At 62.2% G+C, this 21,988-nt stretch carries 19 protein-coding genes and 1 pseudogene; 4 read left to right on the top strand and 16 right to left on the bottom strand.

The genetic code is table 11. The features are described 5' to 3' along the window. The first annotated feature begins 94 nt into the window (after nt 1-94). On the top strand, nt 95-1,348 hold the full coding sequence (locus tag VNC39_RS11260) for an ATP-binding protein (RefSeq protein ID WP_325399213.1): 1,254 nt from the start codon (nt 95-97) through the stop codon (nt 1,346-1,348). Nucleotides 1,349-1,607: 259 nt separating this feature from the next. Here the strand turns inward: VNC39_RS11260 and VNC39_RS11255 are convergent, their stop codons facing one another. The 4 genes from VNC39_RS11255 to VNC39_RS11240 all read right to left on the bottom strand — a co-directional run bounded on the left by VNC39_RS11255 (nt 1,608) and on the right by VNC39_RS11240 (nt 5,104). Next, nucleotides 1,608-2,984, bottom strand: coding sequence for a hypothetical protein (locus VNC39_RS11255; protein WP_325399211.1), 1,377 nt, complete (start codon nt 2,982-2,984; stop codon nt 1,608-1,610). A gap of 207 nt (nt 2,985-3,191) precedes the next feature. Continuing rightward, nucleotides 3,192-3,524 (bottom strand): HNH endonuclease, encoded by a 333-nt coding sequence (locus VNC39_RS11250; RefSeq protein WP_325399325.1) that lies wholly within the window; start codon nt 3,522-3,524, stop codon nt 3,192-3,194. 452 nt (nt 3,525-3,976) lie between these two features. Continuing rightward, the gene (locus VNC39_RS11245; protein WP_325399209.1) at nt 3,977-4,312 is read right to left on the bottom strand and encodes a hypothetical protein; all 336 of its coding nucleotides are present in this window, start codon (nt 4,310-4,312) and stop codon (nt 3,977-3,979) included. Nucleotides 4,313-4,390: 78 nt separating this feature from the next. Further along, nucleotides 4,391-5,104: a recombinase family protein gene (locus VNC39_RS11240; RefSeq protein ID WP_325399207.1), complete on the bottom strand. Its 714-nt coding sequence runs from the start codon at nt 5,102-5,104 to the stop codon at nt 4,391-4,393. Nucleotides 5,105-5,802: 698 nt separating this feature from the next. Between VNC39_RS11240 and VNC39_RS11235 the strand changes: the two genes are divergently transcribed. Further along, nucleotides 5,803-6,303: a hypothetical protein gene (locus tag VNC39_RS11235; protein WP_325399205.1), complete on the top strand. Its 501-nt coding sequence runs from the start codon at nt 5,803-5,805 to the stop codon at nt 6,301-6,303. A gap of 93 nt (nt 6,304-6,396) precedes the next feature. Here VNC39_RS11235 and VNC39_RS11230 read toward each other — a convergent pair whose 3' ends face one another. Next, nucleotides 6,397-7,932 carry a recombinase family protein gene (locus tag VNC39_RS11230; protein WP_325399203.1) on the bottom strand — a complete coding sequence of 512 codons (1,536 nt, stop codon included), beginning with the start codon at nt 7,930-7,932 and terminating at the stop codon, nt 6,397-6,399. Between the two features lie 54 nt (nt 7,933-7,986). On the opposite strand from VNC39_RS11230, the pseudogene VNC39_RS11225 reads away from it, so the two are divergent. Then, nucleotides 7,987-8,862, top strand: a pseudogene (locus tag VNC39_RS11225) (YifB family Mg chelatase-like AAA ATPase); the annotation flags it as partial. 134 nt (nt 8,863-8,996) lie between these two features. Here the strand turns inward: VNC39_RS11225 and VNC39_RS11220 are convergent. From VNC39_RS11220 to VNC39_RS11170, 11 genes are all read right to left on the bottom strand, one after another. Then, the gene (locus VNC39_RS11220; RefSeq protein WP_325399201.1) at nt 8,997-9,968 is read right to left on the bottom strand and encodes an ABC transporter permease; all 972 of its coding nucleotides are present in this window, start codon (nt 9,966-9,968) and stop codon (nt 8,997-8,999) included. Further along, nucleotides 9,965-10,975: an ABC transporter permease gene (locus tag VNC39_RS11215; protein WP_325399199.1), complete on the bottom strand. Its 1,011-nt coding sequence runs from the start codon at nt 10,973-10,975 to the stop codon at nt 9,965-9,967. The genes VNC39_RS11220 and VNC39_RS11215 overlap by 4 nt, the downstream gene beginning before the upstream one ends. Beyond that, nucleotides 10,965-12,482: a sugar ABC transporter ATP-binding protein gene (locus VNC39_RS11210; protein WP_325399197.1), complete on the bottom strand. Its 1,518-nt coding sequence runs from the start codon at nt 12,480-12,482 to the stop codon at nt 10,965-10,967. The genes VNC39_RS11215 and VNC39_RS11210 overlap by 11 nt, the downstream gene beginning before the upstream one ends. Before the next feature lie 5 nt (nt 12,483-12,487). Further along, nucleotides 12,488-13,588 carry a sugar ABC transporter substrate-binding protein gene (locus tag VNC39_RS11205; protein WP_325399195.1) on the bottom strand — a complete coding sequence of 367 codons (1,101 nt, stop codon included), beginning with the start codon at nt 13,586-13,588 and terminating at the stop codon, nt 12,488-12,490. Between the two features lie 62 nt (nt 13,589-13,650). Then, nucleotides 13,651-14,604: a sugar-binding protein gene (locus VNC39_RS11200; protein ID WP_325399193.1), complete on the bottom strand. Its 954-nt coding sequence runs from the start codon at nt 14,602-14,604 to the stop codon at nt 13,651-13,653. Between the two features lie 68 nt (nt 14,605-14,672). Beyond that, nucleotides 14,673-15,686 (bottom strand): ABC transporter permease, encoded by a 1,014-nt coding sequence (locus VNC39_RS11195; protein ID WP_325399191.1) that lies wholly within the window; start codon nt 15,684-15,686, stop codon nt 14,673-14,675. A 43-nt stretch (nt 15,687-15,729) separates the two neighbouring features. After that, a complete protein-coding gene (locus tag VNC39_RS11190) occupies nt 15,730-16,470 on the bottom strand; it encodes an ATP-binding cassette domain-containing protein (RefSeq protein WP_325399189.1) in 741 nt (246 codons plus the stop codon). Further along, nucleotides 16,470-17,543: an aldose epimerase family protein gene (locus VNC39_RS11185; protein WP_325399187.1), complete on the bottom strand. Its 1,074-nt coding sequence runs from the start codon at nt 17,541-17,543 to the stop codon at nt 16,470-16,472. Before VNC39_RS11185 ends, VNC39_RS11190 begins: the two co-directional genes overlap by 1 nt. A gap of 8 nt (nt 17,544-17,551) precedes the next feature. Continuing rightward, entirely contained in the window at nt 17,552-18,493 is a 942-nt protein-coding gene (locus tag VNC39_RS11180; protein WP_325399185.1) for a substrate-binding domain-containing protein, read from the bottom strand. 114 nt (nt 18,494-18,607) lie between these two features. Then, nucleotides 18,608-19,666: an ABC transporter permease gene (locus VNC39_RS11175; protein WP_325399183.1), complete on the bottom strand. Its 1,059-nt coding sequence runs from the start codon at nt 19,664-19,666 to the stop codon at nt 18,608-18,610. Beyond that, nucleotides 19,666-20,475, bottom strand: a complete 810-nt coding sequence (locus tag VNC39_RS11170) for an ATP-binding cassette domain-containing protein (protein WP_325399181.1) — start codon at nt 20,473-20,475, stop codon at nt 19,666-19,668. Before VNC39_RS11170 ends, VNC39_RS11175 begins: the two co-directional genes overlap by 1 nt. 383 nt (nt 20,476-20,858) lie before the next feature. On the opposite strand from VNC39_RS11170, the gene VNC39_RS11165 reads away from it, so the two are divergent. Continuing rightward, entirely contained in the window at nt 20,859-21,824 is a 966-nt protein-coding gene (locus tag VNC39_RS11165; RefSeq protein ID WP_408840599.1) for an SMP-30/gluconolactonase/LRE family protein, read from the top strand. Nucleotides 21,825-21,988: the final 164 nt, after the last annotated feature.

Here is a 21,988-nt window from a genome sequence, read left to right as displayed (position 1 = left end):
TGGCCAGCCCCGCGCCTGACCTTGCGACTCGTAATGATATCTGCGCGGAATATCCGGGGCGGTAGTGGGCGCTGTCTAATCGGGGACATTCAAGGTGGCGATTAAAAATTTAGACGAAACGACATTTAAGCAGATCCTGAAAGAGAACCTAACCCCCGCCCAGGCGATTTCCAGTCCGGAACATCTAAAGGGACGAGCCCAGAACCTTAGGCAGATCGACCGGGCATTCAATTCCGCAGGCAAGCATATATTCATCTACGGAGACCGGGGTGTCGGTAAAACGTCCTTGGCCCAGACTGCTGCGTTTTTACACCAGTCGGCGGACGCAGAGCCAATCTTGCTAACGTGTGGGGCAGCGCCGTTTCTTACGACGGTCCGCGACGCTGTTCGGCAAGCATTACCATTGGGCGGGAGGATCAAGCAAAAAAAGACGGAGCACCGCGTCAAGGCGAGCGTGGGCGGTTTTGGATACGATTGGGCAGCCAACATTTCGAATGGTGACGTACCACCGATTGAGACCGTCAACGATGCGATTCAGCTGCTCAAATACGTGGGCGAGGCCCACTCCGCTGAGCCGGTCATAATTTTCGATGAGTTTGATCAAATGGTGGATAACGAGCAGCGTAAATGCTGCGCGGAAGTGATTAAGCAGGTATCTGATCAAAATCTGAATGTTCGCTTTATATTCTGCGGGATCGGGAACAGCCTGGAAAATTTGATCGGTGTTCATCTCTCTACTGGACGCTATCTTTCTCCGATCCACCTGGAGCGGCTAACGCACGACGCCCGTTGGGAGATCATAAACGCTGCGGCCAACGCGCTTGGCGTCAAAGTCAGCCACGGGCATCTTGTCCGGATTGGGCAAATCAGCGACGGCTTTCCGTCCTACATTCACCTAATCGGAGAGCAGCTCTTTTGGAGCATGTTCGATGACGAGGACTTGGTTGACGTTTGCACGCAGAAGCATTTTGAGAGCGGCGTATCTCAAGCCGTGGCGGAAGCTGAGACGACGCTCAAAATGATCTATGACAATGCGGTGCAGAAGTACCTGGACGATTATGAGGAGGTCCTGTGGGCGGTAGCGGATCACCAACTCCTCCGTCGGCAGACGACAGACATCTACGAAAAATCCTATCTGCGTATAATGGCTGAGCGCTATCCGCGCCAACCACTAGTGAAGCATAACTTTTCACTCCGTTTGAACGCCCTCAAGTCCGCACGGCACGGTCAGATCATCGTTGGGACGGGTGCGGGCTGGTACGAGTTTCGCGAAAATATAGTGCGCGGTTACGTGCGTTTGCGGGCTGAGAAAGAGGGGGTACAACTTGGCGTGGAGGGATATGCCTAATGCGCCCCTCCCGCCGCGCGACACAAAGAAGACATGTCGCGCGGCGTAACAGGCACTCAGGTCATAGGCGGGCGGCGGCTCCGTGGTCCAGGTACGCACGCGCCCTCGCTGGGCATTCATAATGAGCCGCGCCACTGTCTCCGCTCGGTAGGACGACTCAGGAGAGTCATACAGCCTCCCCACAGAGCCTCCGCTAGTCACCCACCAGAAGACGCCGCCACGGGTCCAGGCGAGTCTCTGTGAGTCTGTGGAGGGCATGTCATGCGGCGCACCCTCCGACACTCCGCGTCGTCCGGATGATTGCCCTCGCGACGGTCCTGTAGCCGTCTCTCAGCGCCACCTCGGCCATCCCAGCAGCTGCGACGGGAACCAGCAGGCCGTCATGGATGGGCACCACCGGTAGCAGTTCCGCCCACAGCGTCCGCATGGCGTGGGTCAGGCACTGCGCCTCGATGTTCTGAAGGCGAAGCGCAACGCGGTCAGAAGGAACCCGGAGAAGCTCAGAGAGGTGGCGTAGGTAGGGGTGAGTTGAGACCAGCGCGGATGAGATCTCGGCCCAGCTCACCGTCGCATCGTCCTCCATCTCCTTTGGCCATGTCCGCCGCAGTTTGCCGCTGCCGAGCATAACCGTCGCTGCCGCTTTGACCACGTCGCGGTCGAACGCAGCGAGCGGCCCGAGCTGGTACGGGTCGCCCGGCAGTTCCGCCACACCGGCCAGCGCGGCGACTATGGAGAGCTGCGAGCCGCTCGCGTCCAGCTCACAGACTGGCTGGCCGTCGATCAGGATATCTAGCCGCTCTTCTCCAGACATCTGCTGGACAGGAGAATCGCCAGGGATTGTCCAGCGCCCTCCGAAGCTCCAGTTGCCCCGGAAGGTGCGGCGCAGCGATGGCGGGCGGCAGTTGGACCATGAGGGAGCCGCAAGCAGCTGGTTTGCCAGCCTCACCTCCGCCGTGAGCTGCTTGTATGTGTCGTCGCTCCGAGGAACGCGGATGGACTGCCCGCCGTTCATCTTCGATTTGCCCGTCTTGAATTGCTTCAGCTCCACGGGTGTCTTGATGACCTCGGCCTTCGCCGGAAAGCGGGTGGTAAACGCGCTCTTCACGGTCTCGGCGGTGATGCCGTAGGACGCTGCCAGACCTACGAGCGTCTCCGTGGCTTCATACCGGCTCGCCAAGCCTGTCCAGGCTTGGCTAGCGCTGAAACCGTCGTGATGCTCGTAGCGGACGCCTGGGTGATGCCGCAGGTAGCCCAGAGCGGCCAGCCCATCGAGCGCGGCGAGTGCTGCTGAGTATCCGACGTCGCCGCCGTAGGCGTCCTCGCTGCGGCTCCGGAAGACGGCATTGCCACGTCTCAGCGCGGGCTTCAGCACGCCCCCGACAACAGCCGCTACCGCTTCGCCAAGATACCTGCGCTCCTTCTGGCCCCGAGGTCTGAGGCGCTGCTCCTGGGCGGCCACATCGGCTGTCAGACGCTCCACGAGCGCCTTGGCGGCGGCGTCACGGGGCGTAGAGACCAGCATCATAAATTCGGCTTGATGTAGTCGCGGAGCCAAACTTCTCGAATCTCCGCTGGTTACGTGAGACGCCGCAAGATTTACCTTAAGATCATCTTTAAGATGCTGTAGGTCGGTCATTCAGTCCCTGCTGGTCCACCCTGAGCGGTGAACGATTGTAGATAATCCATACCGTAGGGGGGCATGCAGACCTCTTGAAGAGTCCTGCAGCTGCTTACAGTCGTGTGTAGCGGTGATCTGCATGACCCGGCGTGTGAGACGTAGAGCCTCTCCTGGCCATACAGATCCACTTAGCGGCTACAGCCCAGTCTGCGCCGCCCCCGACCTTCAATCGTGCGTTTGCTTCGCCCTCTTCCGATCATCCCGGCACACCTTCTCAATGGTACTCCGGCTAACGCTTAACCTATAGGCGATTTCCTGCTGCGTCATGCCATTGGCGTTCCACTCGACAACTGTAGCCTTTACTGAGTCCGTGAGATCTGCAGACGGAATCCCGCGTCTTCCACGCGCATCTCTGTCTTTAACATTCTCCGCCGACGTACCAAGCTCCAAGTGCTCCGGATTTACGCAGAGGGGAACGTCGCATCGATGGCGAACGACGAACCCTTCGGGGATAGGCCCACGGAAGATTTCGTAGGAGGCTCTATGCGCGCGCTGCATCTTTCCATCCAGCTTAAACGCCCCATACCCGTTCCCGGACTTCCCTCTTGTCCAGATCAAACAGTGTCCGAGGTCTTCTGTCGGCGGAACCCCGTCGCCGTCGGGTTGATGGTCGGCACTATCGCCACGGAGATTCCGGAGGAAAGCCGCCTGCGCTTCGGCTGACTCATTTTCCGCAGTGTCGCTGTCGGTTCCCAGGCGCACCTTATCGAGGAACCGCTCCACGGTACTGCCATCAGCGCCTCGGTCGGCGGCGAGTTTGCGTAGGTCGTCAGCGACGGCGGGTGGCAAAGTCAAAGCATCTTCAGCACTGGTCTGCATGGTCGGTCTTTCTGTTCGGGGCATCATCAAGGCGTCCAGCGCCTGTACTGTGGTGCTCGTCGTTGCGCTACCACTCAGACGTCGCAACGCCGCTCGCCGTGGAGACACTAAGCCTTCACCGCCGGACGGACTCACTGAGCGACTACAGCCCAGTCAGCGCCGCGCTGCTCCCTGCAGAACCGCAAGGCATCGCTGAGGCTGTTCGTGGTCATCGTGCGGGTCTCGGGGCATGCCAGCTCCTGCACGACAAACCTTCCGCCGTCCGCGTCCTTCCAGATCATGAAGAGCATCTCGCCGCCATCGCGCAGGTTCTGGACCCTGTGCGGTATCTCCAGCACCTCGTCGCAGCCTTCATGTTCCTCGCCGATGCTGAGGGGCAACCCAATGTCAGCAGCAAGCCCCAAGGCCGTCTCAAGCTCTTCGATGGTGAAGGGTTGGCCCCACTGGGGGTCATCAAGTTTCGTCAAGGCAAGTCTCCATTGTTTAGTTTTATGTCTTCACTTAGCGTCGTTGCGCAATAAGATATCTCTACGTTATGTGTAGGATTATACCGCTCGGCCAGTCCATCGCTGCCTGCCTTCAGCCTCATTGAGCGTTCCTGCGGTGGCCTGCAGCCGTAGCCAGACAGAGCGCACTGCAGCCGCTGACCATTGCCCGCCCCGTGGAGTCCTGATGCCCGCCGCAACCATCTGCGCGGCCACCTGCCGCAGGCTCTGACCGGCCTCGATGCCTGCCTTAATCATCGGCCCAACGAGCGCCGCGTAGTCACGCGCTGCGTCGGCGTTAGCTGCTGCGCCGAGCCGTCCATCAGGCAGGTGACCACGGAAGCCGCCCATTGCCACCCCACGCGCCTTAGCCGCCGCCAAGGCAGCTTTGGTCCGCTCGCTGATCAGCTCACGCTCTCGCTGGGCCATCAGGGCCATCAGACCCACGCTGAAGTTATCGGCACTCGGGATATCCAAGGCTCTGAATGCCGTCCCAGCCCGCTGCAGACCCAACAGGAAGTGCGCATCCCGGCTCAGACGGTCCAGCTTAGCGATGAGCAGCGTAGCGCCCGTGCGCTGACACGAAAGCAGCGCCTCAGCCAGCTTTGGCCGGTCTGACCGCTTACCGGATTCCACCTCGATGACCTCGCCTAGCAACACCGCGCCGTCCTTCAGGAACGCTGCGACCGCTGCACGCTGCGCTTCAAGTCCCAAGCCGGACCTGCCCTGCCGTTCTGTGCTAACCCGAAGGTAGGAAACATACCTGCCCGTCATCGCGCCGCCCCTGTGCTGCCGTACGAAGACCGTCTCCGTTCGGTGACAGTGTTCATACGGCGGAACGAATCAGCGCAGGTGAGTCGAAATGGAATCGGTGTGATTCGCCAAACGCATGACTCGATGGCGGGCGCTGGCATGCTTCCTGCCGTGGCATCACCCGTACTTTTTTGCGGGGTCACACGATAAAGGGAACCAATCGGATCGGTCCCCTTGTCATCGCGTCAGCGGCTCACCGTGACCATGACGCCAGCCGCTAAGCATTCCGCACAGCACACACTGTGTAGTCATCCAGCGTCGCATGTGATGATTGTTGCTGACTTATCAGTCACTTATCGCGATCGTTTGGTGTCATCACGATTCGTTTTGATTGATCGTTTGATTTGACGCGACGTGACGCGAATTGATCAGACCAAAATCACGGGCACCGGGCAGCAATCCACAGCCATTTCAAAAAAGTCGGCTTCGGGTTGTTAATTATCGTCGTCCTCTCCCACTCTCGGTGTGACGCAAAGTCCCGCTGAATTCTGACCTACCGGGCGGTGGGCCGGGGGCGGTCTGGTGGACGGCCAGGGGCGTCATCGAGCACCGGCAGTGTGCTAGGTGGCCTATCACTTCTCAGAACGCAACGATTTGATTACCCTACGATCTTGGCAGAGAGTCGCCCGCCGTCGAAACACCAACGTGAGGAAAGTCCAATGAGAGTGTCACAATTGGCTGTAGCATTGACAGCAATCTTGGTGATGAGCCCGAGTGCGGGCGCTAATGCTCGGACACCGGACATTGCGTCCGCTATCACCGTAATCAATTCCGCAATCCAGTCTCTGCAGCAAAAGCCGAATCAATTTTATCTTCAGGTGAACTGCGTTGGGGTTGAAGCCATATCAAACGGAAGTGGAACAGGGCTTAGCGTTACCGCTACAGGGGGCGGACCAGGCTCGCGAACCACGGGATTGGTCGTCACGGCAGGTGGCGGTCAATGCACGGCAGACCAAAATGCTGTGAACAATGCGGTCGATCAGCAGTCTGAAAAAGCTGTACAGATACTCGAGCAAATCAAGTCGGGGCTTCAAGCGCCTAAAATCGACAAGCCCACAATCACCTCCGAGCTTAAGGATTTCACAACGACGTACGTCGCCCCCGTCCTGCAGTCAGTCATTTCGGCAGTAGTCCTGAAGGCATTACACCTGCCCGCATAAGGTGCGTCAGTAGCGTTACCGTCCGCCTCTCCCTATGGCTTCGGCAAGCCGTTGCAACGATTCCCGCGCAGCCGCAGACCATCCAGTTCCCGGTCAGTCGAAGTCTTCGGGCCACCCATACATGATCCGGCTCTCGCCGCCGTGCTTCCACTCGAACTCAATCATGCCGGAGCCCCTGTTGGGGGTCACTCGGGCCAACAGGACGCGCAGAGCCGCATTGATCCTCGTCCGGTCCAGCGGGGCGGTGCGCGCAGCTTCCCTTAGTTCCTCAAGCCGCGCCGTAAATCCGAACCCCATCGCCACCGCTCGACGATCTTGCAGGGTCCGCTGTTCCGCCTTCAGTTCCGCGTGCTGGGCTTCCAGAGACCGCATACGCTCCACCAGGGTCTCAACGGCCCCGCCTCGGCCCGTCACGGCATCAGCGAGCGTTTCGAGGTCGTCCGTGATAATGCCAAGCACCGTATCGATCTCTTCCAGCCGCGCATCGAGTCCTTCGGCTCGGGGCGTCGGGCACTCGGCAATGATCTCATCAATGCGGGCAAGCGTGTTGCCCTCAACGGCTGGGTAGGGGATAGCCTTATAAGCGCATCCAGCGCCGCCCTTGGCCTTGGTGCAGACCAAATAGGACCAGCGGCCTTTGGTCGCTCGAGTCATTGCCCCTTGGCACGTCGGGCACCTCAGCAGGCCTCCAAAGATGTTTGCCACCGGGCGCTTCGCATGGACGCCCCGCCTGGGCGCATGGGTCCCGTCTCGCATCTGCTGCACCCGGTCAAAGGTATCTGCCGAAACGATGGCGGGGTAATAGTTGGGCACAGGGTCCAGCGCCTTGCGGGTCTTCTTAGCGCCGTCATGCATCAGCCGGTGCGGCGTCATGGTCCCGACAGTCGCCGCGTTGCTGAGGATCTTCACGACGTAGCTTCGGTGCCATTGCGAACTCTGGCGACCTCCACCGCCGAACACCGGAACGCCTTGTTCATTCAGACGCCGCGCAATGCTGTTCTGGCCGACGCCTGCCAGCGCCTCGTTGAAGATGCGGGAGACGATGGCTGATCGGTCCGGGATCACCTCAAAGCGGCCTGTCGCCTTGTCCAGACGAAGCCACCCAGGGCAGCGTGAGGTCAGCGGCTTTTCAGTGGCCTTCTCCCGCTTCGCCGCCCACGCTGCTGCCACACGACGGCTTTTGGTCTCGCTCTCCTCGTTCGCCCTGATCAGCGTCAACAGGGCGATCATCAGGGCCGTGGGGTCTCTGTCGAGGTTATCGGCTGAATACCGCCGTTCATCATTCAGCGTGACGAGCACAACCCCGGATTCGACAATCTCATCGAGCAGCCGAAACGCTCGACGCGCCGCCTGCCTGGAGATCCGGTCCAGGCTCTCAACCAAGAGGAACGACCCGCTTGGCACCAAACCAGAACTGACGGCCTCCAAGAAGTCGGCAAGCCGTCCCGTCTCAGCGTTGGTACCACGGAATGCCGATACTCCCAGGTCTCGGAAGGTCAACTCCGCGTCAAGTTCCAGGCCGTGACGCTGGGCATATCCCGCAGCGAGTGCCGCCTGCCTCCTCTGGCTGTCACCCTTGGCTTGCTCTGGCGTCGAAAAGCGCAGGTAAGAATAGGCGCGTGGCGGCATGGCGACCTCTCGGATAACGGGTATCCGCCACTACCGCCTTGGTCTCCAGATGCCAATAGGCTGATGATCGGCCCGCCCGGCGGCGGCAAATCGATGCTGGCGGAGCGCCTGCCCGGCCTGCTGCCGGACCTTACCCCGCGCGAGGCGCTGGAGGTCAGCATGGTGCATTCGGTGGCGGGGCTGCTGGACGGCGGAAGGCTGGTCATGCGCCCGCCTTTCCGCGCGCCGCACCATTCGGCGAGCATGGCGGCGATCAGCGGTGGCGGCAACCGCGCCAGGCCGGGCGAAGTGTCGCTCGCGCATCGCGGCGTGCTGTTCATGGACGAAATGCCGGAATTTCCCCGCGCCACGCTGGAGGCTTTGCGCCAGCCGCTGGAGGCCGGGCAGACCACTGTCTCCCGCGCCGCCGCCCATGTGACCTACCCGGCGCGCTTCCAGCTGATCGGGGCTCTCAACCCCTGCCGCTGCGGCTATCTGGGCGATGCGGCGCGCGAATGCGGCCGCGCGCCCCGCTGCGGCGAGGATTACCAGAGCCGGCTGAGCGGACCGCTGCTGGACCGGATCGACCTTGTCATCGAAATCACCCCGCTCAGCCCCAAGGAGCTGAGCTGGGCCCCTCCGGGCGAGGCCAGCGCCGTTGTCGCGGCGCGCGTGGCGGCGGCGCGGGCGCAGCAACGCCAACGCTATGGCGAGGCGGGACCGGCCACAAATGCGGAGGCGCCGGGCGATTTCTTGCGCCTCACGCCGGAGGCGAAAGATTTTCTGGAAAAAGCCGCGACGCAACTGCGCCTCTCGGCACGCGGCTTTACCCGCGCCATGCGCGTCGGCCGCACCATCGCCGACCTCGCCGGCCGGGCGGAAGTGCAAAAGAGCCACGTCGCGGAGGCTCTGGCCTATCGGCATAAGGTGAAGAAAGTGGCCGCTTTTTGAAAAAAGCGGCGCAAAAACTTTTGTTATGCTGGACCATGGGCGTTGTCACCGACGCAGCCCATGGCCCAGCGTAAACAAAGTTTTTTTGCTACTTTTTGTTCACAAAAAGTAGCGCTTCCTTCCTTTTATCTTTTCTAACTTCCCGCCTCTTCCCGCCCATAAAGCAGCAACAGCATCAGGATAATCACGCCGTAAGTGATGCTCCTGCCATAGTCCGGCATGTTCATGGTGAGCAGCACGCTGACCAGCGTGACCAATGTCACGGCCCCGGCCGCCGCGCCGACATAGCTGCCGCGGCCGCCGAGAATATACACCCCGCCGATGACCACCGCAGCGATGGACTGGAAGAGATACGGGTCGCCCATGCCGAGCGAGGCCTGGCCGCCGAAGCCGACCAGGATGATGCCCGCCAGCGCGGAGAACAGCCCGCTCAGCGCGTAGAGCGTGACCGTGATGGCGCTGACATTCACCCCCGCGAGGTAGCTGGCGCGCGGATTGGTGCCGACGGCGTAGGTCGCCCGGCCGAACATGGTGAGCGACAGGACGAAGGAGACGATCAGGATCACGGCCAGCCACAGATACAAGGCCATGGGGATGCCCAGCAGACGGTCATGCACGGCCTGCTGGATGAGCGGCGGCGCGTAGGAGGCGCAGGCGCTGCAGGTCATGCCGCCGCTCAGGCCGAGCGTCAGCCCCTGCATGATGCCGTTCATGGCGAGCGTCATGACGACCGCCGGCACGCCCAGCAGGGCGATGCCCAGCCCGTTGACCATGCCGGCGAGCGCGCCCATGCCGAGGGTGAGCAGCAGCGCGTAGGGCGCCCGGATGTTTTCGCCCAGCGAACTCGTGACCAGCAGAATGGCCGCGGCGTTGAGGATCCACGGCACGGAGAGATCGATGCCGCCGATGAGAATCACGAAGGTCTGGCCCGCGGCCACCAGGCCGACGAAGCTCGCCACGACCAGAACCGCTTCGACACTGGCCAGGCCGGCGAAGCCCGGACGAAGTACGTTGCCAACGGCGAACAGTAGGATTGCCGCGCCGCACGCGTAAAGCACGCGGCGCCGCCCGACCGTGAGCCATTGCCGCATTGCCATGACGCTCATGCGCGCCTCCGTGCCAAATAACCGATGCCGGACGCGGCCACCACCGCGATCAACAGGAACACGCCTTCGAAGAAGCTTTCATAAAGCTGGTTCACATGCGCAAAGAACAGGAGGTTGGCGATCATGATGGTGATGAACGCGCCGATGATGCCGCCGACAGCGCTGCCGCGACCGCCGAACAGGCTGACCCCGCCGAGCACGATGGCGACGATCGAGCGCAGCGTGAAACTGTCGCCGGTGGTCGCATCGCCGCCGGTGGCCGACGCGGCGAGAAACAGCCCGCCGGCCGCCGCCAGCATGCCGGCCAGAACATAGGCCATGACCCGCGCACGGACCACGTTGATGCCGTTGCTGCTGGCGGCCATCGGGTCGTTGCCGATGGCGAGGATGGCCACGCCCAGCGAACTGCGGCGGAAGGCCCACCACAGCGCGCCGAGCAGCGCGATATAGACGAGCGACCAGGGGGCGTTGGGATTGGCCAGGATGTTCGTATAGATTTGCGGAACGCTGCCGCCCGGCTGCGGCAGGATGCGGATGGCGATGCCCTGGAAGATCGACAAAGTCGCCAACGTCACCAGGATCGGCTGCAAACGCCCGACCGCGACCAGCAACCCGTTCACCAGCCCCGCCGCGGCGCCGATCAGCAGAACCATCACCGTCACCAGGCTCATGCTGGCGGGCGTGTCGCGCAAGGTGACGGCGGCGATCGCGTTGCTCATGTCGATGATGCCGCCGACGGAAAGATCGATCCCCCTGGTCAGCACCACCAGGGTTTGCCCGGCCGCCGCAGCGGCGAGCGGCATGGTGTCGTTGACCGTGGTGGTGATTTCGAACCCGCCCGGCAGATGATGCTGGGTGAGGAGGAAGATCGCGACATACAGCACGAGGCTGACGATCAGCATCGTCAGCGCCAGCAGCACGGGCGCGTTCTGCGTCAACCCGTGCGTGAGCGCGCGGCGGCGCGGTTTCGCGATGGCGGGACGATCGGCGAGCGCTTCAGACGGCATGATGGTCTCGCACCGAAGCCGCGACGATCCGCTCCGCCGTAAGCGCCGCGCCGCTCAGCTCCGCCGCCACCCGCCCCTCGCGCAGCACCAGCACGCGATGGGCGAGATGCGCCAGTTCCTCGGCTTCCGACGAATAGAACAGAATCGCCTTGCCCTGCCCGGCCAGCCGCATCATCAGATCGTAGATCTCGTGCTTGGTCGCGACATCCACGCCGCGCGTCACATCATAGAGCAGCAGAATCTGGCAATCGGTCAAAAGCCAGCGGCCGAGCAGGACTTTCTGCTGGTTGCCGCCGGAGAGCGTGCCCACCGGCGCGCCGAGTCCGCCCGAGCGAATTCTCAAGCGGTCGACCATTTGCCGGCACAGAGCCTGTTCCCGCCGCCGGCCGATCACCCCAAAGCGCGACACGCGGCGCAGCACCGACAAAGTCAAATTCTCGCGAATGCCGATCGAGAGCAGCAGGCCTTCGGATTTGCGGTCTTCGGGGACCAGGGCAATGCCGGCGCGGATGGCGGCGCGCGGGCGGCGCAGGCGGACGGGCCTGCCATTGAGCGTGACCGTGCCGCCGGCGGCGCGCGCCGCGCCGAACAGCATGAAGAACAATTCGCGATGGCCATGGCCGGCCAGGCCGCCGACGCCGAGGATCTCGCCTTTGTGCAGCGTGAGAGAGACGCCGGAGATTCCGGTACCCGCCAGGCCTTTGACCTCAAGCGTCGGCGTCGGCGCCAGCAACAGGCTGCGTGCCGGATAAAGCGCATCGACGCGACGGTCCGTCATCAGCGTCACCGCATGGTCCTCATCGAGTTCCGTATAGGTTCCAACCTCTCTGCCGGCGCGAAACACCGTGATCCGGTCCGCGATGTTGCGGATTTCGTGCCAGCGGTGAGAGGTGAAGACGATGCTGGTGCCGGCCGCGCGGAGCCGGCGGATCTGCCTGAACAGCCATTCCACCTCCCGTTCGACCAGCGACGATGTCGGCTCATCGAGAAACAGGATTTTTGCATCCTGCGTGATGGCCCGGGCAATTTCCACGACCTGGCGCTCGGCGAGCGAGATATCCTCCACCAGGGCCCGCGGGTCGATGTAGGTGATTCCGAGCCCGTTCAGCAGCGCATCGGCGGCGCGTTCCGTGCCGGCGCGATCGATCAGTTTGAACCGGTTGCGCACCGGCCGCCCGAACAGCAGGTTTTCGGCGACGGTCATCGCCGGCAGCAAGGTCAGTTCCTGGAACACCGTCCAGGCCCCGGCGCGATGCGCATCATGGGGGCCGGCGAACGACATGTTTTCGCCCATCACGCGCACCGTGCCGGACTCGGGGCGCACCCGGCCGCCCAGCACCTTGATCAGCGTGCTCTTGCCGGCCCCATTCTCGCCGACCAGCGCGTGCACCTCGCCGGGCAGCGCGCTGAACGTGGCATTGTTCAGCGCGCGCACCCCGCCATAGGAGCGGCTCAGGCCGATCCCCTCAACCGCGGGAACGAGATCGGCCGCCACCGTTTGCAGCATCGCGGTCACACCAGCGGCAGATTCACGTCGAGCGTCCCGCTGGCCGTGCCGTTCAGCGCCGCCCCGACGGGAAGTTTCACGATCGCGTTCGGGCCGCTCCCGGTAAAATCAGCAAAAAAACTGTCGGGCAGATCCGGAAAGACCGTCTCGCCCACTTTCACCTGGTCGCTGGTGACGATGGTCAGTGGCACGTCGATATTCTGCTTCGGATAGGATTTGTTCAGCACGCGCCGCGCCAGTTCGAGCGAGACCACGGACAGGAAGGGCGGCGAACCGATGGAAATGCCATCAACCTTGTGGCCCATATAGCCGATCATGAATTTGCGGAATCCGTTTTCGCACTCGCCCGCCGTCGGCGGCAAAGGCCGGTCAGCCGCGATGAAGGCCTTCAGCACGCCGTCCGTTCCGCCCTGACACCAGATGCCGTCGATCTGCGGCAAAGACGGCAGCACCGCGGCGGCGTTGCGTTCGGCAGTCGAGGAATCCCACATGCCGGTGAAGCGGTTGACGATCTTGATGCCGGGGTAAGTCTTCCAGACATCGTCGGCACCTCTGTTGCGGTCCTCGTCGACCTGCGTGCCGGCGACGCCCGTCACCATGATGACATTTCCCCGGCCGTTCAGTTTCTTTGCCAGCCACAAGGCCAGCGTCCGGCCGAGCTGGTACTGGCTGATATTCACTTTCAGCACCGAAGGCTCGGTCACCGCGCTGTCGAACGCCACGACAACGATGCCCCGCGCCGTCGCCTGCCGCAATATCCCGTTCAACCCGACGGGAGAGGCGGCATCGATCAGGATCGCGTCCACTTCGGACGCGATGAGGTTGGAGATTTGCTGCGATTGCTCGGTGACATTGTTGCCCGAATTATACCAGGACCCCTCAACCTGGCTGGCATAGGGCTCCATCTGGAGCGCGGCCTTATAGACATTCTCCATCTCGAGCCGCCATTTATTGCCGATATATGAGTTGGACAGCGCAATCTTGACTTTCGGCGCATCGGCCGCGTGGGCCATGTGCAGCCCGGGAAAAACCAGTCCCGCACCGGTGGCCGTGACAGCCATGCCGGCGGATTGCAGCAGGCGGCGCCGCTTGATTATTGAGACCATCGTTTCTTCCACTCCCTTAACGCCTCTTTGGGCAGGCCCGAATGCCGGGCCTGCCACGAGAATCAGTTCGTCATGAATTGCGCGACATTGTCTTTGGTGACGATATCCAGCCCGACATACTGGATCGGGGCCACCGTCTTGCCATGGGCGAGCGCCAGCAGAATCTGCATCGCCTTCGCGCCCATCGCATAAGGCTGCTGGCCCACCAAAGCGGCCACCTCGCCTTTTTTCAGCTCATCCAGTTCGGCCGGCAGCGTGTCGGCCGAGACGATGGTGAGCTTGCCGCCATCGATCGCCGCCTTATGGGCCTGATAGAAGGACGTGTAGGCGTTCTCGGTGAACAAGGGCCAGCCGCCCACCATCACCACCGCCGAAAGACCGGGATTGGCGGTGGCGAGATCGTTCAGTTGCTGCATGCCGAGCGCGCTGTCGTCATTGCAGAAGGTCGGCGACCCGCCGACTTCGGTCCAGCCCGCCGCTTTGAGGACCGCGCGCGCGCCCTCCACCCGCAGGTTCAAATTCTGCGCCGCCGGGCCACCCGAGATGATCGCATAAGAACCGGGCGTGGGGTGAGCCTTGATGAGCTGCTCCGCGAGGGTTTTGCCCAAGGTGGCATTGTCCGTGCCGACATAGGCCTGGCGCGCCGAATTCGGGGCGTCGGCATCGAACGTGATCACCGGGATGCCGGACTGGCGGGCACGGGCGATCACGCGCTGGATCGAGCCCTCATCAGCAACCGAGATCGCGATGCCGCTGACGCCACGCGTGATCAGATCCTCCACGGTCTGCACCTCGGCCGCCGCATCCTGCGTCACCGGCCCGGTATAGGTGCATTTGACGTTGCCGAGCTTCTTGGCTTCGGCCATGCAGCCATCGCGCGCCAGGTCGAAATACGGATTGTTCAGGGATTTCGGCACGATCGCGAAGTCATAGGTTTTGGCCTTGGCCTGGCCTGGCGCCAGCAAAGACGTTGTAACGAGCGCCGCGGCGCAGGTCGTGAGAAGCCATGTCTTCATCGTTGCGTCCTCCGTTTTTATTTTGTTTGTTATTTTTCTGTCGTTTTTAATATGAAGAATCACGCGGGTTAGCGGCCGGCACGACTGCGCAGGCGGTCCACACATACCGCCGCGATGATGATTGCGCCAACAAAACTATCTTGCCAGTAAGTGTTCACCCGTGCCAGCACGAGGCCGTTGCGAATTACCTCGATCAGGGCAGACCCGACAATGGCGCCCAACGGGCCGCCGACGCCGCCGAGCAGATTGGCGCCGCCGATGACCGAAGCGGCGATGATGTGCAGCTCATAGCCCTCGGCAAGATTGGCGGGCACCGAGCCGAGCCAGCCGCCGAGCAAAATGCCGGCGACCGCTGCCGACATGCCCGAGACGACATAGACGCCGATCTTGATCTGGGTGACCGGCACGCCGGTGAGCGCCGCCGCCCGCTCATTGCCGCCGATGGCAAACACGTAGCGGCCGCGCGCGGTGTGGTGCAGCAGCATTCCCATCAACAGACCGAGGCCGACCAGATAGAACAACGGCACCGGCAGCCCGAACAGCACGCCATCGGAAAGGCGAAAGAACAGCTGGCTGTCGGCACCGTTGATATCGACGCCCTGGCCGCTGGTGATTGCATAACACAGGCCGCGGATGATGCTGAGCATGCCGAGCGTGGTGACGAACGGCGCCAACCCCACTTGCGCGATGAAAAACCCGTTGACCAGGCCGATCAGCCCGCCCACCCCCATGCCCCCGAGCACCGAGAGCGTCATCACCGCACCCGGTATCGCGGCCAGGGACGTCGCGCCGAGACCATGAAACAGCAAGGCGGTGATGATCGCCGAAAGCGCCATGGCCGAGCCGACGGACAAATCGATGCCGCCGGTAATGATCACCACCGTCGCGCCCAACGCCGCGATGCCGAGATAGGAGAAATTCGTCAGCACATTGCTGAGATTGCCGATGGTGAGAAATTCCGGCGAGATGATGGACATCGCCAGACTGAGCAGCACCAGCGCCAGCGCCACATAGCCGGTCTGCGACGCCAGGATCCCGCGCGAGTGCCATACAACCGGACGGACATTGGTAAAATCGCTCATCGGCGCTCCGTTCTCGGCTGTTTGGTCGATGACGTGACACGCATCATGCGGCCTCCACCGCACCGGTGATCAGGCCGGTGACTTCCTGCGGCGAGGAGTGCGCGATGTTTTTGTTGGCGACGACCCGGCCGCGCCGCATCACCACCACACGGTCGCAAACCTCGAACACGTCGGGCATGCGGTGGCTGATGAGCAGAACGGCGATGCCCGCCTCGCGCAAGCGGCCGATCAGCGCCAGAACTTCGGCGATCTGCCGCACGCTGATCGCCGCCGTGGGCTCGTCCATCATGATCAGCTTGGCGTTGGCCAGGCGCGTGCGCGCGATGGCCACCGCCTGGCGCTGCCCGCCCGACATGCGGCGCACCAGTTCGCCCGCGCGCGTCTCGCTCTTCAGCTCCCGGAACAGTTCCACGGCGCGGCGCTCCATCGCCGCATGGTCAAGGAGCCGGACCGGGCCGATCTGGCGGTGCAGTTCGCGGCCGAGGAAAATATTGGCGGCGGCGCTGAGATTATCGGCCAGCGCGAGATCCTGGTGGACCACCTCGATCCCCGCGCTCCTTGCATTCACCGGCGCCTGAAAGCGCACATCGCTTCCCGCGAAACGCATCGTGCCCTCGCTCGGCGGAAACACGCCGGCGACGATTTTGACGAGCGTGGATTTCCCCGCGCCATTATCGCCCATCAGGCCGACGATCTCGCCGGGCTCGATCGAAAAGCTGACATTGCTCAGCGCCTGGACCGCACCATAGGACTTGCCGATGTTGTGCAATTCAAGGAGCGCCATCAGACCCCGCCCTCCGCAAAGGAATGATCCGTCAGGAAACGAAAAACCGTCACGCTGTCGAAGGCCTCTCCGGGCCGCAGCACCACGCTCGGAAAATCCGGGCGATTGGGGCTGTCGGGGTAATGTTGTGTCTCGAGCGTGAAGGCGCTGTGCGGAGTCTCGCCGCCACGAACGACATTGCGCGTGTAGATCTGCAGCCCCGGCTCGGTGGTCAGGCATTCCAGAACCCGGCCGCTCGCCGGATCGCGGACCCGGGCTGCGAGCTGCGGCCCCTCGATGTTGCCGGCCTTGGCCAACACCCAGTTATGGTCGAAGCCTCTTGCCCGACGGATCTGCTCGTGGCCGGCAGACATCGGCGTGCCGATTCGCGCCTCGGTCCGGAAATCGAATGGCGTTCCCGTGACGGAGGCCAACCCTGCCAGCGGAATCAGCTGTTCATCGACCGGCGTGTAAAGCGCCGCGTTCACCATGAGGCGGTGGTCGTCAATCCCGTTGCCGGAGGCGATGCCGGAGAGATTGAAATACAAATGATGGGTGAGGTTGACGATGGTCGGTTTGTCGGTCGTGGCGTGATAGCGGATGATGAATTCATTCGCGTCGGTCACCTTGTACGTGACGGTGACATCGAGCGTTCCGGGATACCCCTCCTCGCCCTCCGGGCTGACATAACGCAGCGTGGCGCCCTGGCCGTCGCCGTCATCCTGCATCGGCGTAACCGTCCAGAGCCGGCGGTCGAAGCCGCATGCCCCGCCATGCAATGTATTGCCCCCATCATTGAGGGTGAGGCGATGCGTTCGCCCGTCGAGGTGAAACTGTCCGCCGGCAATGCGGTTGGCGTAACGCCCGATCAGCGCCCCGACATAACGCCCCGCCGCCGCCTCGTATTCCGCCAGGCTGCCATAACCGAGCACGACATTGGCCAGGCGCCCGGCGCGGTCCGGTGTGCGAATCTCCGTGACGATGCCACCCTGATTCAGGAATTCGACGGCCAGGCCGCCTCGGCCCCGCAGCGTGTGGCGCTGTCCCGGCATGCCCGCGCCGACAAGACGGCGTTCACCGTCATCCTGCCGCATCGCCGCTTTCAACGAATGCCACGCTGGATCAGGGGAATGAGCCCGCCGATGCTCGCCGGCGTTTCCACCCCCGCGCCGGTATTGATGTTCAGGCCGCTGAAATGATAGGCGGCCGACAACACGCATTGGGTGACCGGCAGGAAGCCCTGGAGATAAAGCTGCTGATCCAGCGTCGCGGTAATATAATGGCTCTGCAACCCGGCGATGGTCGCCGGCGCCAGATCGATCCCGCCCACGAGAATCTGCCCGGGCTTTTTGCCGGTGATCTTCAAGGCCTGCGGAATGAAGGCGGTCACGCCGCCATGTTGCGTGCCGATGGCGCGCAGTTTCGGATGCGCTTCGATGAAGGCGACGAGGATCGGCACGGCGAGCGACGGATCGGCATCCACCTGCGGCGAAATGTCCAGCGTGGTGACTTTCACACCGGCCTTCGTCAGCGTGTCGCGCAAGCCGCGGTCAGATTGGCTGCGTTCCGTCTCGTTGAATACGCCGTATTCCAGGGCTTCATCGCCGGGCTTGAGCCCGGCATTCAGCAGCGCCTGCGCGGTGATTTCCCCACCAACATAGAGATTGACCCCGGCATACCCATCGCCGCCGCCCACATAGCTTTTGGCCGCGGCAGGCAACGGCGTATTGCCGACCGTGACGATGATGCCCTCGCTCTCCGCTTGCTTGATGAGCGGGTCGAACGCGGCGTCGCCCGGATGCCCCATGATGGCGATGCAGGTGGGATGCGCCGCGAGCGCCTGGCGGAATTGCGTGAGCATCATCTCGGGACTCCACGCGGAGAATTGCTCGACGATTTTGATGCCGAAAGCATGAGCGGCATCCGCCGCCCCCAGTTCCCGCCCCAAAGTGGCACCATCGCCGGGGTTGCCCCCCATCTGCATGTAAATGCTCATGCCGGCGCCGAGCTTGCCGGGTGTGGTCGGCTGAACGGCCGACGCCATGGAGGCCCCGCCGGCCCCCAACAAGCTCAATCCCAGAAGCCATAAGTGCCGTGCGCGCATCGTGTTTTTTCCTTTTTTTCGTCTGCGACGAGACATGGTCATGAAGGCGATGTGTCAGCCGGGCCCGCGTCGTCCAAAGCGCTGCCAACGGCCGGTCATGCCGGCAAACGCGCGCAGCCGGGTCGGCGACTCGACCACCAGATGCAGGATGACCGCGACGACGAAAATCACACCTTCGATCGCCTGGACCCAGAACCCGGCGATACCTGTCGCCACGATCCCGGCTTCCAGCATGCCGATGATGAACGTACCGAAGAATGTGCCGACCATGGTGGCCGTGCCGCCGAAAACCGAGGTGCCGCCGATGAAGACGCCCGCCAACGCCGGCAGCAGATAGCCCTGCCCCTGCGTTGCGAAATAATTCAAATTTTCCAAGGTTAGCAACATGGCCGCGAAACCGCCCAACAAGCCCATGAGGGTGAATAATTTCACCGTCTCCCACGCGATGTTGATGCCGGCCACCTTCGCCACGTTGCGGTTATCGCCCATGAACAGAATATGTTCGCCGAACCGGTGGCGGTTCAGAATGAACCACATCAGCACCGTGAGCCCCGCCGCCCAGACCGCCTGCATCGGAATCGCGCCGAACAAAGTCCCGGCGAACACCGCATAGAGCGAGCCGCCCGCCAGCTGCTGCAAGGCGTCCGACATGCCGCCCGACAGAATCGAGGCCACGCCGGCCCAGAAAAACTGCGTGCCGATGGTGGTGATGATCGACGGCACCCCGACGAAGCCGATCAGCACGCCATTGGTGAAGCCGACCAACGCGCCGCCCGCCATGGCGAGCAGAAACCCGAGCCACGCATTGCCCGTCACCCCCACGGCCCAGGCAAAGAGGAAGCCCGAGAAAGCCAGGACCGACGGAAAGGACAGGTCGATCTCGCCGGCGGCAACCACCATCGTCAACCCGGCAGCCAAGACCAACATCGGCGGCACGGTGGTGAGGAAAGAAAGATAAATCGGCCACCGCAAAAAGACGCCGGGGGCCGCGACCATGAAGAGGCCCGTCAGCAGAAGCAGCACCACGATAATCGGCAACCCTTCGATCTGCGCCAGCCTGCGCCAATGTCCGAGCCGCTTGCCGAGGCCGCCGGTCGGGAGCACGCTCTCCATCACCGCCCTTCCCTTCCGGAGGGCAGGCGATGCTGCAGGTCGATCAGGAATTTCGTAAGATCTTCCAGGCTGATGTCGCCGGGTTTGATGTTCGCCACGAGGCGCCCGCGATCGAGCACGAGCAGGCGGTCCGCCAGTTCATGCACATGTGCCAGATTATGTTCGATATAGATGCAGGCCCGGCCTGAGTCCTTGATGGAGCGTACGAAATCGAGAACCTTGCGGACCTCGCTGATGGCCAGCGCCACGGTGGGCTCGTCCAGGACGATCAGGTCCGCGTCGAAATGCATCGCCCGGCCAATTGCCACCCCCTGCCGCTCACCGCCAGAAAGTTTCGAAACCGCGGAATTCGCGTCGATGCCGACACCGCGAAAACCCAGCCTTTGGCTTAAAAGATCGTTGGCAACACGGCGTTCTTCGTCGACCTTGATAAAGCCGAACCGGTTGGTGATCTGCCGGCCGACAAAAATATTTCGCCAGAGCGGTTGTTTGTCGCCGAGTGATTTTTCCTGATATACTGTTTCAAATCGTAACCGGTGCGCTTCATGCACCGAATAGCGCGCCCAATCCACTTCCGCATCGCGGACGAAGAGCCGCCCGGAGGTGGGACGCACAACACCGGTCAGAACCTTGATCAAGGTCGATTTTCCGGCGCCATTGTCGCCGATCAGGCCGACAATCTCGTTCCGGCCGATCGCCAGGTCGATATCGGATAGCGCGCGGATGTTGCCGTAGGACAGAGAAATCCCTTCGGCACGCACGATGTGCTGGTAAGTACGCGCCAAACCGTCGCGCACAATTTCAACCAAGGACGCGCGCGCCCCTGAACGAAAACCAAAACTCGGCCAACGACATGTTACCTTCCCTCGTCTTTGTTTTCTAACGTTCTTGAACGAGTGGGCGCACGAAGCCTATGATTGACTACGGAGCGCAGCGATATCTGTCAAATACCAATTTTTAGCCGATTGATATTTATTCTGATATTGTATATAACCCCGGCTATCGACAAAATTCCTGCGTTTTCAGACAGATGGATTTAGACGCGGCTTCCGGGGCGATTTCCGCACTTGTCTGGTTCCCGACGCCGGATTATACGAATAAACATAAAAATTTACTGAGACGCACAAAAGCGCGTTAGTGTCGCCGAAATCACTGGGGATACAACCAATGAACAAAAAGAAGAGTTGCGGTTGTGATTAGCGAGTCGTCTCTACCTCTGGGTCCACTGCCGGGAACACGCTATCCCGATGAGCGAATCGAATCGTTCGACAAAAGCTTCCCGCGCCAGGGAAACGCAGGGATCGAGCGCATCGCCACGGGATTCCGATGGGCGGAAGGTCCGGTTTATTTTCGTGATGGCGGCTATTTGCTCTGGAGCGACATTCCGAACAACCGGATCATGAGATGGCTCGAGGATGACGGCCATGTCAGCGAATTTCGCCGCGGCGCGAATTACGCCAACGGCAACACACGCGATCTCGAGGGCCGGCTGATCAGCTGCGAGCATGATGCGCGCCGCGTGACACGCACGGAACTCGACGGCACGATCACGATTTTGATCGACCGCTTCGAGGGGCGCCTCTTGAATGCGCCCAATGATGTTGTCGTCGCTTCCGATGGTGCCATCTGGTTTACCGATCCCGGCTATGGGATCGACGGAGATTATGAAGGCCATAAGGCCTCGCCTGAATTGCCCACCAATGTCTACCGGCTCGATCCGCACAGCGGAGAGGTCCGGGTGGTGGCGGATGATTTTGTCCGGCCCAACGGGCTGGCCTTTTCACCGGATGGGACACGGCTCTATGTCGTCGATTCCGGGCTCACGCATGGCGGCCCCTCGCATATACGCAGCTTCGAGGTCAGCGGGGGCAGGCTGCGCAACGGCCGTGTTTTTGCCGAGGATTTCGCACCCGGCATCACGGACGGTCTTCGCGTCGACATCGATGGAAATGTCTGGTGCAGCATGGGGTGGGCCGACCCGCGTGAGGATGGCGTCAGGTGCTATAGCCCCGAGGGCGTTCTCTTGGGCAAAATCCACTTACCGGAAAGCTGCGCCAATCTCTGTTTCGGCGGCCGCAAGCGCAATCGCCTGTTCATGACCGCCAGTACATCCGTTTACGCCTTATATGTCGACACGAAAGGGGCGATGCTCCCGTAGCGCATATGTCACCGCGCTCCGCGCAGTCGCCTGTTGGATTACGCCCACAAAACACCAAAAATAACAAACTCGCGCGCGTTTTCTCAGAACCACTCGAAACGCCCGGGCCGTAAGCCAGGGGCACCCCGGGCATGGCGACCGACCATGGTGGTATGCCACACTGA

The organism is Acidocella sp., assembly GCF_035535915.1.
Taxonomy (GTDB): domain Bacteria; phylum Pseudomonadota; class Alphaproteobacteria; order Acetobacterales; family Acetobacteraceae; genus Acidocella.
Note: the sequence above shows the minus strand (reverse complement) of the source record. Positions and strands in the feature narration are given on the sequence as shown.